At 49.4% G+C, this 14,012-nt stretch carries 12 protein-coding genes; 11 read left to right on the top strand and 1 reads right to left on the bottom strand.

All coding sequences use genetic code 11. The features are described from left to right. The first annotated feature begins 2 nt into the window (after window positions 1–2). The 11 genes from hyaB to L2712_RS12505 all read left to right on the top strand — a co-directional run bounded on the left by hyaB (window position 3) and on the right by L2712_RS12505 (window position 10,924). The gene (hyaB, locus tag L2712_RS12555; protein ID WP_248977970.1) at window positions 3–1,709 is read left to right on the top strand and encodes a nickel-dependent hydrogenase large subunit; all 1,707 of its coding nucleotides are present in this window, start codon (window positions 3–5) and stop codon (window positions 1,707–1,709) included. 10 nt (window positions 1,710–1,719) lie between these two features. Next, the gene (gene cybH, locus L2712_RS12550; RefSeq protein ID WP_033538295.1) at window positions 1,720–2,391 is read left to right on the top strand and encodes a Ni/Fe-hydrogenase, b-type cytochrome subunit; all 672 of its coding nucleotides are present in this window, start codon (window positions 1,720–1,722) and stop codon (window positions 2,389–2,391) included. A gap of 11 nt (window positions 2,392–2,402) precedes the next feature. Beyond that, window positions 2,403–2,966, top strand: coding sequence for a HyaD/HybD family hydrogenase maturation endopeptidase (locus L2712_RS12545; protein WP_033538294.1), 564 nt, complete (start codon window positions 2,403–2,405; stop codon window positions 2,964–2,966). Then, a complete protein-coding gene (locus L2712_RS12540) occupies window positions 2,947–4,704 on the top strand; it encodes a NiFe hydrogenase (RefSeq protein ID WP_248977969.1) in 1,758 nt (585 codons plus the stop codon). Before L2712_RS12545 ends, L2712_RS12540 begins: the two co-directional genes overlap by 20 nt. A gap of 2 nt (window positions 4,705–4,706) precedes the next feature. Next, the gene (gene hypF / locus L2712_RS12535) at window positions 4,707–7,076 is read left to right on the top strand and encodes a carbamoyltransferase HypF (protein WP_248977968.1); all 2,370 of its coding nucleotides are present in this window, start codon (window positions 4,707–4,709) and stop codon (window positions 7,074–7,076) included. A 143-nt stretch (window positions 7,077–7,219) separates the two neighbouring features. Next, entirely contained in the window at window positions 7,220–8,002 is a 783-nt protein-coding gene (hypB, locus tag L2712_RS12530) for a hydrogenase nickel incorporation protein HypB (protein WP_248977967.1), read from the top strand. A gap of 2 nt (window positions 8,003–8,004) precedes the next feature. Further along, window positions 8,005–8,253, top strand: a complete 249-nt coding sequence (locus tag L2712_RS12525; RefSeq protein WP_033538291.1) for a HypC/HybG/HupF family hydrogenase formation chaperone — start codon at window positions 8,005–8,007, stop codon at window positions 8,251–8,253. Further along, window positions 8,250–9,365: a hydrogenase formation protein HypD gene (gene hypD, locus L2712_RS12520; protein WP_248977966.1), complete on the top strand. Its 1,116-nt coding sequence runs from the start codon at window positions 8,250–8,252 to the stop codon at window positions 9,363–9,365. Before L2712_RS12525 ends, hypD begins: the two co-directional genes overlap by 4 nt. A 2-nt stretch (window positions 9,366–9,367) precedes the next feature. Beyond that, window positions 9,368–10,384 (top strand): hydrogenase expression/formation protein HypE, encoded by a 1,017-nt coding sequence (gene hypE, locus L2712_RS12515; RefSeq protein ID WP_248977965.1) that lies wholly within the window; start codon window positions 9,368–9,370, stop codon window positions 10,382–10,384. After that, on the top strand, window positions 10,384–10,734 hold the full coding sequence (locus L2712_RS12510) for a hydrogenase maturation nickel metallochaperone HypA/HybF (RefSeq protein ID WP_248977964.1): 351 nt from the start codon (window positions 10,384–10,386) through the stop codon (window positions 10,732–10,734). Before hypE ends, L2712_RS12510 begins: the two co-directional genes overlap by 1 nt. 25 nt (window positions 10,735–10,759) lie before the next feature. Further along, window positions 10,760–10,924 carry a hypothetical protein gene (locus L2712_RS12505; protein ID WP_011865552.1) on the top strand — a complete coding sequence of 55 codons (165 nt, stop codon included), beginning with the start codon at window positions 10,760–10,762 and terminating at the stop codon, window positions 10,922–10,924. Window positions 10,925–11,295: 371 nt separating this feature from the next. Here L2712_RS12505 and L2712_RS12500 read toward each other — a convergent pair whose 3' ends face one another. Beyond that, entirely contained in the window at window positions 11,296–13,278 is a 1,983-nt protein-coding gene (locus L2712_RS12500) for an ORC-CDC6 family AAA ATPase (protein ID WP_088904772.1), read from the bottom strand. Window positions 13,279–14,012: the final 734 nt, after the last annotated feature.

Here is a 14,012-nt window from a genome sequence, read left to right as displayed (position 1 = left end):
CAATGAGCAAACGTGTAGTTATCGACCCTATCACTCGAATCGAAGGCCATCTGCGCATCGAGGTCGAAGTCGACGAAAATAATGTTGTTCAAAAAGCCTGGTCCTCTTCCACTCTTTGGCGTGGCATCGAGGTGATCCTTAAGGGACGTACCCCGATGGATGTTGGCCTTATCGTACAACGTATCTGTGGTGTCTGTACCTATTCCCACTATCGCTGTGGTACTGAGGCGGTTGAGAACGCCTTAGGATTGAAGATCCCACTAAACGCCAAGTATCTGCGCTCGCTGATGCAGACCTCGCTTTATATGCACGACCATATAGTACATTTCTACCACCTCCACGGGCTGGATTGGGTAGATGTGGTCTCAGCACTAAGCGCCGATCCTGCTGCAGCGGCACAAGTTGCCCTTAAGTATACCGACAAGCCAATCGCCGCCGGTGAAGGTGAACTACGTGCAGTACAAGAGCGTGTTAAAGGCTTTGTCGAAACTGGTAAACTCGGCCCCTTCGCCAACGCCTACTGGGGTAACAGCACCTATAAGTTTACCCCAGAGCAGAACCTAATCGCCCTGTCACACTACCTTAAGGCACTGGAAGTACAGCGCGTTGCCGCCGAAATGCTGGCCATCTTTGGTGGTAAGCAGCCGCATCCACAGTCACTGGTAGTCGGCGGTGTTACCTCGGTACGTGACATGCTCAGCCCTGCCCGTCTGCAGGAGTGGAAACAGAAGCATGCCATAGTGACCGACTTTATCCATCGTGCCTACAAGGCCGATATCGTCATGGCAGCAGAAGCCTTCGGCGGCGAGCCTAGCGTGCTGGGCGGCGTCAATGTGAAGAACTTCATGGCAACTAATGACTTTGTCTTAGCCGATGGTCAATACATGTTTGATCAGGGTGTGATCATGAATGGCGATCTGGCCAATGTCAGTGATTTAAACCCAGACCTGATCAAAGAAGACGTTAGCCACGCCTGGTACGATGCAGAGGGTCCTCAACATCCATATGACGGCACCACTATCCCTAACTACACAGGTTTTGTAGAACGCGACACTGTGTACGGTAAGTTGCCGACACTGGATGGCGACGGTAAGTACAGCTGGGTGAAATCACCACGCTATCAAGGTGAGCCTGTCGAAGTGGGCCCACTTTCTAGTCTGCTGGTCAGCTATGCCCGCGGAAACAAGGTGGTTGTCGATGCCGTTAACGGTCTGTTGGAAGTGACAGGTCTGCCGGTTGAGGCGCTGTTCACCACGTTAGGGCGCACTGCGGCGCGCATGCTGCAAACAGTGATTGTTGCCGAAGAAGGCCTTAAAACTTTCGACGCCCTCATTAGTAACATTCAAGTCGATGAAGCGACCTATGTGAAACCTGAAATAGATTCAAACAAGGAGTATGTGGGTCACGCCATGATTGAGGCGCCACGCGGCATGCTCAGTCACTGGATCCGTATCAAAAATGGTTTAGTCGAAAACTACCAAGCTGTGGTGCCCACCACCTGGAACGCAGGTCCTGTGGACGCAGCGGGTAAGTTAGGTCCTTATGAGGCATCGCTAATAGGACTGAAGATGGAAGATCCGACTAGGCCCCTTGAGGTGATACGTATCATCCACTCATTCGACCCTTGTATGGCCTGCTCGGTACACGTAATGGACTATAAGGGTCAAGACTTGGGTGAGTTCCGTATCGACCCAAACGGCAATAACTAAGGAGCAACTCATGGCTACACACAATGTACCCTATGAGAGAGCCTTTATCTTCAGCGCCGCGATCAGGATTTTTCACTGGTTGCGAGCGCTAGCCATATTGGTTCTTGTCATTACAGGTTTCTATATTGCCTGGCCGTTCTTGGTCGCACCAAGTAGCTCTGATGTCTTGGTTCAGGGATGGATAAGATTTGCTCATCAAGTGTTTGGCTTTCTGCTATGTGCCATCACTTTAGTGCGAGCTTATCTGTTCTTTTTCAGCAAGAGTGATATTGAGCGGCGATCCTTTAAAGATGTCACCAGTGTCAACAGCTGGATAGTGCAACTTAAGTCCTATCTCTGGATGGGACACCTGGACAAGAAAGGTGTCTACGGCCCATTACAGTTTGTCACCTACTTTGCCATTTCTGTGGTCGCAGTACTTATCTGCATTACGGGACTGGCACTGTATGCCAATGTCTACCACTTAGGTCTAGGCGGCATGTTGGCTGATATGGCTGCTTGGGTAACCAGTGCCATGGGCGGTTTGGCTCAGGTACGTATCTGGCACCATTACTTTACTTGGGTGTTTATTATCTTTGTCGTCATTCACGTCTACATGGCGGTATGGACCGGCATTAGATTTAAACATAATTCGGTAGATTCTATTGTCTCTGGCTATGACTACCACCCTAAGAAACATTAAATAAGGGCGCCATGAAAATACTGTTACTCGGTATTGGTAATGTGCTGTACGCCGATGAAGGGATCGGCGTACATTTTGTCAATTACCTACAAGAAAACTATCGCTTTAACCATCCGTCGCATCAGCTCGATGTGATGGATGGTGGCACCTTAGCCCAAGGGCTAATTCCCATTATCTGTAAATACGACTATCTTGTAGTAGTCGATACGGTCAACGCCCACGGCGTAGGCCCAGGAGAAGTTTATTTTTTCGATTTCGACAAGGCTCCCAGCGAAATCGATTGGCAAGGAAGCGCCCATGAGGTGGAGATGTTACAGACATTGACCATGATGGAGATGGTCGGAGACAGACCTAAGACCTTCGTACTTGGCTGCACGCCAACCGTACTCGAACCTATGACACTGGGGCTCACCCCGAGTGTCGCCGCCGCCGTTCCCCTGATGGAAACGACAATACTGACCCATTTCAAGTCCCTCGGATTCGAGATCGAACGAATCAACCACGTGGCGATTGAAACTCTCATTCCAGATTCTTATAAGCGCGGTGTATCACTAAATGAAGACAATAAAATTTGAGTTTACCTGTTCACGACAGGTGCCGCTTTACGCGCATTTATGTAACCGATACCTAAATTATGGTGATCTAAACATCCATGTCGGTTATCAAGGTGGCGCCTATTTTATCGAAGCCCAGGGCCAGCAGAGTGAGCTAGAAACCTTAGCTGATGCCATCGCGCAAGACTTCTTAATTTCTGTCTGGCTCACCGATTCTCGTATCGCCCTAATCGACGCCCCAACGGGCACAAGCAAACCTTTACCCACAGAGTCCCTCTCCCAAGAATTTTGTCAGCAGTGTGCGCCGCACTTTGGTGATAACCAAGCGTCCCAATTTGGTCAACTGGATCTTGTGTGCGACTGCTGCCACGGCGAGCAACGCATTCATCAGGACTATCGAGGCCTGACCGCCACCGACATTCAGGCCATGTATCACACCCTGATGGCAGAGGGTGAAATTAAATTGGCAGGCGGTATTCACCTTAGTCTCAATCCGCTAGCTATCCCTACTCGTCCGCGCCTGCTTGTCTGTAACCCGAATACCCTCAATGCGCAGTTCCACCTTAGCGATCCTCAGGTGCTGGCCCTGTCGAGCATTGAAAAACCCCTTATCTGTGTCCGCCCCATCAAAGAGCATCCAAAGCTCGCCGAGCCACTATACGATCTCTGCTTTGCCTACAACCGCCTACTGGTGATCTTGGCTGAGCACCTGCGCCAACATGGCACAGATTGGGTCTACCTAGACGATCCCGCTCAAGGCGAGGCACTGGCCTATATCGATGGCCAATGGGCCGACATTCACAGCTCACAGCCCAGCTGTATCGGCATTGATTCGGCAAAACAACCATTGCATGAGGCTGTGCTGTTAGCAGATCAAGACACCTATTATTACGCCAGCCACAGCGATAAGCCGAAAGGACACTATCGGGTGGAAAAAGGGCCTAAGAGCAAGGCGCAACATAGAGAGCTAAACGAGGCAATTCTCGGCGATGACGAACTGGCGCTGTGCGCCTTGCATAGCGTCAATCTTGAACATGGCCTTAGCAAAAACAGCGCCGTTATCTATCTTAGCCGCGAACATGGTGGACAGATCTACACCTTAGATAACAAGTGTGAAGCCGAGCGTTTCTTTGCCCTGCCCGAGCTGCCTGAAAACGGCTATGAGATCTATCATCAGTTGGAACAGAGTCCACAGCGTAAGGTGCTCGAAAAATTCAAACAGCATTATCCTGAAGATTACCTGCGCCTTCTCGATCTTAAACTGCCTGCAAAACGCCATAGTCTCAGCGCCCTCTGGGCAGTTGGCGCCGTGATTCTGGGGCTAGAGAGCCGCTCATTAAGCCTTAGTGATCTTAACGATGCCCTGATTGCCAGCGCGCTGGCCCATCGCGGCGCGAACTCTCCGCGCATCGACTATCCACTCACCCGAGGCGAGGCCTATCGCAGCCTCAACTGGTGCAAGACGCTGGGCAGCTTGATCAGTTTCCGTCTGGCAGATGACAGAGACAGCAATAAGCTCGCCTTTGGCATGCACGACTCCTTTGCCGACTATCTGGCCAACTGGATTGAGCATCTGGACCTCAACCTTGGGGTCAAGTCAGTTGCCCTGGCCGGTAGCGAGTGGGCTAACCCGCTTTTGTGTCAGCGAGTTGCCCTGCGGATCGGCAAAAACTTCCCCATCAAACACAATCAACAGCTTGAGATAGATGGCAACAACCATGCTGTCGGCGCCCTGCTGCTGAAAAAACGCAGGCTTTAACCATGTCACGCACTTTGCCAAAGGCCGCAACAGCGACCAAGCGAGTGAGACTTGAGATCACGGGTATCGTCCAAGGGGTTGGTTTTCGTCCCTTCGTCTATCGCTGGGCGATTGAGCTTGGGCTGCTAGGCTTCACCTTTAATCACAGCAAAGGGGTAACGGTAGAACTTCAGGGAAGCGATGCGGCCATTAACGCCTTCATTGAGACCCTTAGCCAGACGCCGCCCCCTTTGGCGCGCATCGACAGCTTGAGCGAGTTAGAGCTCCCCCTTGAAGATTGCGACAGCTTCGAGATCCAGCACAGCCAAGCCGATGCCAAGGCCGTGGTTGCAGTGTCCAGCGATAAGAGCAGTTGCCAGGAGTGTCTCGAAGAGATCATGGACCCGAGTAACCGCCACTACCAATACCCTTTTACCAACTGCACCAACTGTGGCCCCAGGTATACCCTGATCCGCGCCCTGCCCTATGACAGACCCAATACCGCCATGGCTAACTTCGCCATGTGTGACGCCTGCGCCGCCGCCTATCAAGACCCGCTAGACAGGCGCTACCATGCCCAGCCGGTAAGTTGCCCCCAATGTGGGCCGCAGCTGTCGCTACTCTCGGCTGAGCAAAGCCTAGTTGCCGAGAAAAATGCCGCGCTGGAGCAGGCCGTTGAACTGCTTACCCAAGGTAAAACCCTGGCCATCAAGGGATTGGGTGGTTTTCATCTGGTGTGCGATGCCACCAATGATGAGGCGGTGCAGAGACTGCGCAGACGTAAGCAGCGCCCCGCCAAGCCCTTTGCGGTCATGTGCGCCTCACTGGAGATGGCGAAAACCTTAGCCAGGGGCAGCGAGGCCGAATGGCAGCTGCTACAAAGCGCCGAGCGCCCTATCACACTGCTGCAAAAAGCGCCGCACCAAGGTGCCCTAAGCCCAGCCGTGGCACCCGGCATTGATAGATTAGGGCTATTTTTACCTTATACCCCCTTACATCAGCTACTGCTTGTCAGGCTTAACCGACCTCTGGTAGCCACCAGTGCCAACCGCAGCGGCGAGCCCATCATCACCCATGCAGCAGATATCTTCGAACGCCTAGCTGGCGTCGTCGATGCCGTGCTGGATCATAACCGTGAGATCCTTAACGGCTGTGACGACAGCGTGGTGCAGATGATTGATGACAAGCTGCAGGTGATCCGACTCGCCCGAGGCTACGCACCGCTGACTCTAGCCATGCCCGAGGCTGTTCCCCAAGAAACGTTGGCAGTAGGCGCTCAGCAGAAAAACAGCATCGCCTTTGGTTTCGATCACAACCTTGTGCTCAGCCCCCATATCGGCGATCTCTTTAGCCTTGAGGCAGAACAATATTTTACTGACACTCTGGCCACCTTTAAGCGCCTGTACCAGTTCAGTCCTAAGCTGTTGGTGAGCGACAAACACCCCGATTACGCCTCGACCCAGTGGGCGCAACAAGAGTGCCAACAACAAAACAAGGTGATTAGCTACACTCAGGTGCAGCACCATTACGCTCATATTCTCAGCGTGATGGCGGTCAATCAGATCACTGACAAGGTGCTGGGCTTTAGTTTCGATGGTACAGGCCTTGGTGATAAGCGCCAGCTTTGGGGCGGTGAAGCCATGCTTGCCGATGTCGCTAATTACCAGCGCGTCGCCCATCTGAGCCCCATGGCGCTGATTGGCGGCGAGCAGGCGATTAAAGATCCCCGCCGCATCATGCTGGCACTGTTATTCGAACGCTACTCGCCTGAAGAGATTAAGGCCCTCCCGCTCAACGCACTTAAGGCTCTGCCCGGCAGCCTTATCGGCAACCTGCACACCCTGTGGCATAAAGGCGTGGCCACCCAGATGACCAGTTCCATCGGCCGTCTGTTCGATGCCGCCGCCTGTCTGCTTAATCTGATGCAAACCACTCAATTTGAAGGCCAGGCGGGCATGTTGATCGAGGCAAAGGCCAATGCGGTTACCGAGGCGCAGCTTACCCAATCGGGAATAGGCTTTACCCTCAAGCAGATTGACGGTGTTTGGCAACTCTCGGCGCTCTGGCAAGAGATGGTCGATGCCCTGCTGCATTGGCAGGATAAGCCCGACGGCATCAGCCTTATCGCCCGCGCCTTTATGAATGCGCTGGCACAGGCGGTAACTGATTGCGCCGCGGAACATAAGGAGCTTGATGTGGTGCTCTGCGGCGGCGTGTTTCAAAACCGCTACCTGCTTAGCGAGACACGCAAGCGCCTGAATATGGCAGAGATTAAGGTACTGGATTCAGATCAGGTACCGGTGAACGATGGCGGCATTGCCCTGGGGCAACTCTGGTACGCCATACACAGTAATAGCAAGGCCCAAGGTGAGTGGAAAAGCAATATCGAATAACGATTTACGATAACCGTTATTTCCCACAACAACTTGAGCCAATTTGATTAACAGGATTTTGCCTAAAACTGACCCGCGTCAATGAAGTCTTTGGGTCCCTAGCGCAAAATGGCATTAACGCCTTAGATTTTTTGGAGTTCATTATGTGTAAAGACTGCGGTTGCTCTATCACTCGAGATCACAGCCATGAGCACGACCATCTTCATGACCACAGCCATGAGCACGGTCATTCCCATCATCACGACCACGGCACCCTGCGTAGCAATCCTCAGCTCAACGACAAGAAAACCCTGTCGGTGATCCATAAAATCCTCGATAAAAACGACCATGAAGCGGCCCACAACCGCGCCCACTTCGAGGCTCACAATATCACCGCCTTTAACCTGATGAGTAGTCCGGGCAGCGGGAAAACCACACTGCTGGAACACCTTAAAGAATACACAGATCTTAACTATGGTGTGGTCGAAGGCGACCTGGAAACCTCCCGCGATGCCGACCGCCTGCTGGCTAAAGGGATCCCCGCCTTTCAGATCCAAACCGGCTCCGCCTGCCACCTGGACGCCTTTATGGTGCATGACGCCCTGCATCATGTGGATCTGGCATCGCTGGATATTTGCTTTGTCGAAAACGTCGGCAACCTGGTCTGCCCCGCCTCTTATGATGTTGGCACCCATTTCAACGTGGTGCTGGTCTCAGTGCCCGAAGGCGACGACAAGATAGAAAAATATCCTGTAATGTTCCGCAAGGCAGACCTGGTGTTGATCACTAAGGCGGATCTGCTGCCCCACTTTGACTTTAGCGTCGAGGAAGCCAAGGCACAGGTAAAACGCCTCAATCCTGAGGCCGAGGTGATCATTACCTCCATTAAGGATGGCGACAGCATGCGCGCCGTTGTCGACTGGCTAAACGCTCACAGGAGCCATTAATTATGTGTTTGTCTATTCCATCAAGAATTGTCGAGTTGCATCCTGAGGAGCAGGCCGTCACGGTAGAGACCCTAGGGGTTAAGCGCAAGGTCAGCAGCCATTTAATGAGTGAGCCTCTGGAGATCGACGACTATGTACTGATCCATATTGGCTTTGTGATGAACAAGATAGACAAAGCCGACGCGGAGCAGAGCCTGGACCTGTATCAGGAGATCGTTGCCAAGATGAATGAACAGGAGGCCCAATCATGATAGAGCTAAAACAGCTGTATCAGGGCTTTAGAGATCCTGACACCATTCACAACCTGGCCAAAGAGATCGCCCTTCACACCGCCAAGCATGAGGGCAATATCTACATCATGGAGGTGTGTGGCGGTCATACCCACACCATCATGAAGTATGGGCTTAATCAGCTGCTACCAGACAATATTGAGTTTGTGCATGGCCCAGGCTGCCCCGTGTGTGTCATGCCCAAAGAGCGTATCGACCATGCCGCCATTCTGGCATCCCAACCCGATGTGATCCTGGTGACGTTAGGGGATATGATCCGCGTGCCCGGTTCAAACGGCAGCCTGGCCGAGTTTAGAGCCAAGGGCTGTGACATTCGCCCCCTCTACGACCCCATGGATGCCTTAGTTATCGCCAAGGAGAATCCGGATAAAAAGGTGATCTTCTTCGCTATCGGCTTTGAGACCTCAACGCCCATGACGGCGGTGTTAATTGAACAGGCTGAGCAGCAAGGGCTGGATAACCTACTGTTTCATATTAACCATGTGCTGGTGCCGCCGGCAATCGATGCCGTGATGGCCGATCCACAAGCCAAGGTAAATGCCTTTATCGGTCCCGCCCATGTCAGCGTGATCTCAGGCGCCAAACTCTACCGCCCCGCCGTTAATCAATACGGTACTCCGGTAGTGGTGTCCGGTTTTGAGCCTGTGGATGTGATGGAATCCATCCTGCGCATCGTTAAGCAAAAGGTCGAGGGGAAAGCCGAGCTCGACGTGCAATATAGCCGCGCTGTCAGCGAAGATGGCAATGTGCATGCCCAGCAAAAAGTGAATCAATACCTCACCATCAGACCACATTTTCGCTGGCGAGGTCTTGGGCCACTAAACGAGTCGGCATTAATGCTTAAGCCCGAATATGCCCACCGCGACGCCGAGGTGATCTATCGCGACATGCTCAATGTGGCCGATATCGACGATCACAAAGCCTGTCAGTGCGGTGACATCTTAAGGGGCATCGCCAAACCTAAAGACTGTAAAGTCTTCGGCCGCGGCTGCACCCCTGAAACGCCCCTTGGTAGCTGCATGGTCAGCTCAGAAGGTGCTTGCAACGCCTATTACCGCTATAACGGAGTCTAATCATGGCCGACAACAGCAATGAAAAGAAAGTACAACTCAGTCACGGCGGTGGCGGCAAAGAGATGAATCGTCTGATCCAGTCGATCTTCTTTAAAGCCTTTAACAACCCGATTTTAGCCAGTGAGGAAGACGCCGCCCTGCTCCACTTCGATGGCCAGACTGCCTTTACCACAGACTCTTTCACTGTCTCACCGCTGTTTTTTGCCGGTGGCAACATAGGCAAACTCGCCATCGCGGGCACGGTTAACGATCTGGCGATGATGGGCGCCGAGCCCCAATACCTAAGCTGCAGCTTCATCATCGAAGAGGGCTTTGCCATCAAGGATCTCAAGGCGATTGTTGCCAGCATGGCCGAGGAACTGCACAAAAGCGGCACCCGCATTGTCTGCGGCGATACCAAGGTAGTGCCTAAGGGCTGCGCCGATGGTCTGTTTATCAATACCTCTGGCGTCGGCCGCGTGTTAAAACCGCAGATCTCGGTGAAAAATCTGCAAGTAGGCGATGCCATCATAGTCTCAGGGGATATCGGCCGTCACGGCGCCGCCATCTTGATGGCCCGCGAGGGACTCACCCTAGAATCTGAGCTGGTCAGCGACTGCGCCAACCTCTGGCCCGTGGTCGAGCAACTTATCGCCTGCAACATCCAAGTTCACGCCATGCGCGACGCCACCCGCGGCGGCCTGGCAGCTGTGCTCAACGAATGGGCCAGTGCCTCAGAGGTCGGCATTACCGTGGAGGAGAGCAGAATCCCTGTGTGTGACGAGGTAAAAGGCCTGTGTGAACTCTATGGCTTTGAGCCCCATGACCTAGCTAACGAAGGCACCTTCATTATGGCGGTACCTGGCGACATCGCCGAGGGCGCACTAGAGATCATTCAGCGCTACGGCCAGTGCCAACAGGCAGCTATTATCGGCCATGTCGAACAGGTTCACACAGGTAAGGTGGTGCTCAAGACCCCATGGGGAAGCAGTCGCTATCTCGACCTGCCTCAGGGTGAATTGCTACCAAGGATCTGTTAATGCACGAATATTCGATTGTCACTGCCCTACTGGAACAATGCGAGCAGCATGCTATCGCCAACCAGGCGAATCGCATCACTAAGGTGGTGATAAAAATCGGCGTCTTGAGCGGTGTTGAGCCCGCCCTACTGGCTACTGCCTTTGAAACCTTCAAGCTGGAGGGGCGCGCCAGAGAAGCCGAATTGGAGATCATACATCAGGAATTGGTGCTCGAGTGTCAGGCTTGCCATAGCACTCATACCATCAAGGAACGAAGTGTCATTTGTCCTAGCTGCAACAGTTTTCAGACCCGCATTACCGAAGGGGAAGAGCTACTGCTGATGCAACTAGAGCTAGAAACCGATGAATAAAACTAAACATAAATGGAGTATTACAATGAAAAAAGCCTTACTGCTACTCGCTAGCCTTCTTCCCGCAGCAGCCTGGGCGCACCCAGGGCATAACGGCATAGGTCTGTTCCACCACCTTAACGACCTACTCCCTATCATCGCCCTGGTGATCATCGTCGCCGGCGTGATGCTGTGGAAGAAACGCTCTTAAACCAAGCGTTACCGCAAGACATATCGACAGCGTTAGACTCACCACAGAGTCTAGCGCCGTTTAGATCCGCCTAGCTAAAGCTGAATTTCAATTAATTAGCTTCAATAGGTTCACTGTGATACTCAGCATTTCGATTAAGCAAGCACCTCTCAACAAACCACGCACTCATCACTCTTCACTCTTCAGCGTGTCAGCAGCCCGTTTCCTCTCCCACCAATTAGACTTAAAACCGACTAGAGCAACTCAGATATGACTCTTCAAGCCTTGCAACGAGCCTTAACGATAAGCAAGACTAGTTAAATAAAATTAATTATATAAAACTTAACCAAAACATTTATTAAATTATACAGGAGGTGTCGTACATCCAAAATTTAAAGTCTTGGTGCTGGCATTCCAAAATATAGCTTCCAATGTGATTTCCATTTATCATTTAAAGAAAACAATGGCTTTCTACCATTCTCTTTAAAAACCAACCATTCCAAACCTAAAATATTATCTTTTCTAAGCTCACGAGACATATTGTTCGTAGCGATTTTTGGTCTGCTCACACTGAAAGTCACATGCTCGTTTATTACTTTAGTTAGCTCCGATGCATAGCTAGTGTCGTGCCCTTTTGCTTTTCTTAACACTAGTGCCACCAAGATAATTGGAATATAAATAGTACCACCTACTTTTATTGTTCCAATATTTACAGGGATCGCCTTCAAAAGATCTTTATCAAGAGATTTGTCAACAATTATTGTTCTTTTGTTTTTATTAATTGGTAATTGTAAATGCTCTGTTGAAGTAACTAAATCAAGCCTAGACTGACCCTTAACCATATCTAAATTTAATATTGAGTTTCTAACAGACCTATAGTCTGACTTAGGAACTTCAACATATTGATCCTCATCATTTTCATCCGCTTCAATGATCAACCCCTGCGGCGCATTTTTAGATGACATTAACTCAACGTAACATCCGTAGTCCAGCACATATAAAGTATACTTCTTACCAACTGTATTTTGCGCTGAAACCCCTTGTTTTAGCACGTGGATAATTCTCATATCATAAAGATAATCTATTAGCTCATGATTTCTTTCATTACTAATTAGGAAGCCACGTGATTTTCTAATACCTATTACTTCATTAATGATTTTATCTAGCAATGAAACTGCTGAAGGCCTACTGTTAAGCGCTGCATGTTTATTTACTTGGAACCATTTCCTAGCAGAATTACGAACATGTGGTATTGATATTTTGTAGTTAAGAGCAACTTGCGCCGCTAGAGAGATTATATTAATAGCATCACGTGGAACGCCTTCAGCTGCACGAACAAATTCATCAAATGATGAAGCTTGACTAAACACATCGTTTATAAACAGGTTAGCCTCTTTATCGCACAAAGAATTTTTATCTAAAGCAACAACATGTCGATGCAGTAAATTCTTAAAAAACTCTTTAGCTGCTTCACTGTCATTGTCAAAGACCATATACTCATCTAGATTTATTACTGATGAGGCATCAGATCCTAATTCAATACCGATACAGGCATTAGTATCTGATTCGCGTTCCATAAAATTACACCTATGAGAAATAGCAGCAATTTTTACGGTTATACCTGGAATAGGGAAAAGAATCCTTCGTAATAACTCTGCAAGATAGGGCTGAAGGTCTAAAGGGGTTTCAGACCATTCATCAATTAATACCCATAGTTCTTTGCGAGGTAATTTTGAAACAATTTTACTAAGTAATTTAGTTATTGCTCCAAAGTGAATTCTTAGAACTTTCTTACCAGTAACCTTATTTCTCTCGGCATTAGCTAAATTATTTGACTCTGTAGCTGAAAATCCGACCGACATGCCATTTAAAGACAAATCAGCCTTCGATAAATTACTATTAATTAACTGTCTAGATGAGTTTAACTCCTTTTCTGATATACCATCTATACTTATGGCTGTAGCTTGCTCAATAAATTCATTCAGTAGCACAGCTATTTCAGTCGCATTTTCTAGATTATTTTCAAAAACATATTCGAGAATAACTTCATGGATAATGCATAATGTATCAGATAAAAGTCTTGTAGCTCTTTCACTCAATGGAATATCTTGGTCAGAAAAAATACCACCCGAAGAACCTATTAATCTCATGTCAACAGGAACACTGATAATACCATTATTATTTATTTCATTATTAAGCACGGCAAAAAAGTGTGTCTTGCCAGTCCCTCTTCGGCCAAACATTATTTGATTGTCTGTACTTGAGAGCAGAGTGTATGTGGGGCCAACATCAACAAATGACTTCACTAAATAATCAGGCTGCAATTTCTCTGCTCGTTTAGCGAGTCTCATTAAAATTGAATTAATAGCTCTCATAACAATCCATTATTTACTAGTTTTCATAATATTAACTGAATGAATACTTATAATCCAGAGACTTTCAAGCTACCTTTTGACTCTCTACTCTTCCTAAATGCAGCCAAATCGAAGAGACATTGGATACCGAGTGTAGATACGCCGGTGAGCTTCCGAAACAGGGATGTTTCGGTAGAGCCTATATGGATATATTTACGGCGTCTCACAGGCGTATCTGCACGCCCCCCCGCCGGGCAGGCGATTGATTACTGTGAAGGTACAACCTTAAACCCACTCAACAGATAAAATTGCCGTCAAAAGCTACAAATTAACTTAGAAGCGGCACCCAGAAACCCAACTATTGAAATGTCACGTCAATATCCATAAACATCCGACGACAAACCGATTTAGGTCTAATCGCTGGACAGGCAATTAACAATAATAAAGATCCGAGCGCCCAAACCGCTCGCTAAACAATCCACCTCAAATTACAACTTCGCACTCATCGCGCCAATCAAAAATAATGCCAACTCTCCCAGCACTTCCGACAAAGAGTCAAAAAACAGGCTGCTCGCTAATAAACTGACAGCGTCATTTTTACCTACATAAGCAACCCCTTAATAAATTTTTAACCATACAATACAAATGGTTACATCGTAGATTGATACACTAAAAAGCGGCAAAACATTGACAGTTTATTTCTTGAAATTTAGGGCGTATAGTGCGTTTCTAGTTAAGTGATACCAGGGTGAAAA

It is taken from the genome of Shewanella marisflavi, from assembly GCF_023283925.1.
In the GTDB taxonomy this organism is placed as follows: domain Bacteria; phylum Pseudomonadota; class Gammaproteobacteria; order Enterobacterales; family Shewanellaceae; genus Shewanella; species Shewanella marisflavi.
Note: the sequence above shows the minus strand (reverse complement) of the source record. Positions and strands in the feature narration are given on the sequence as shown.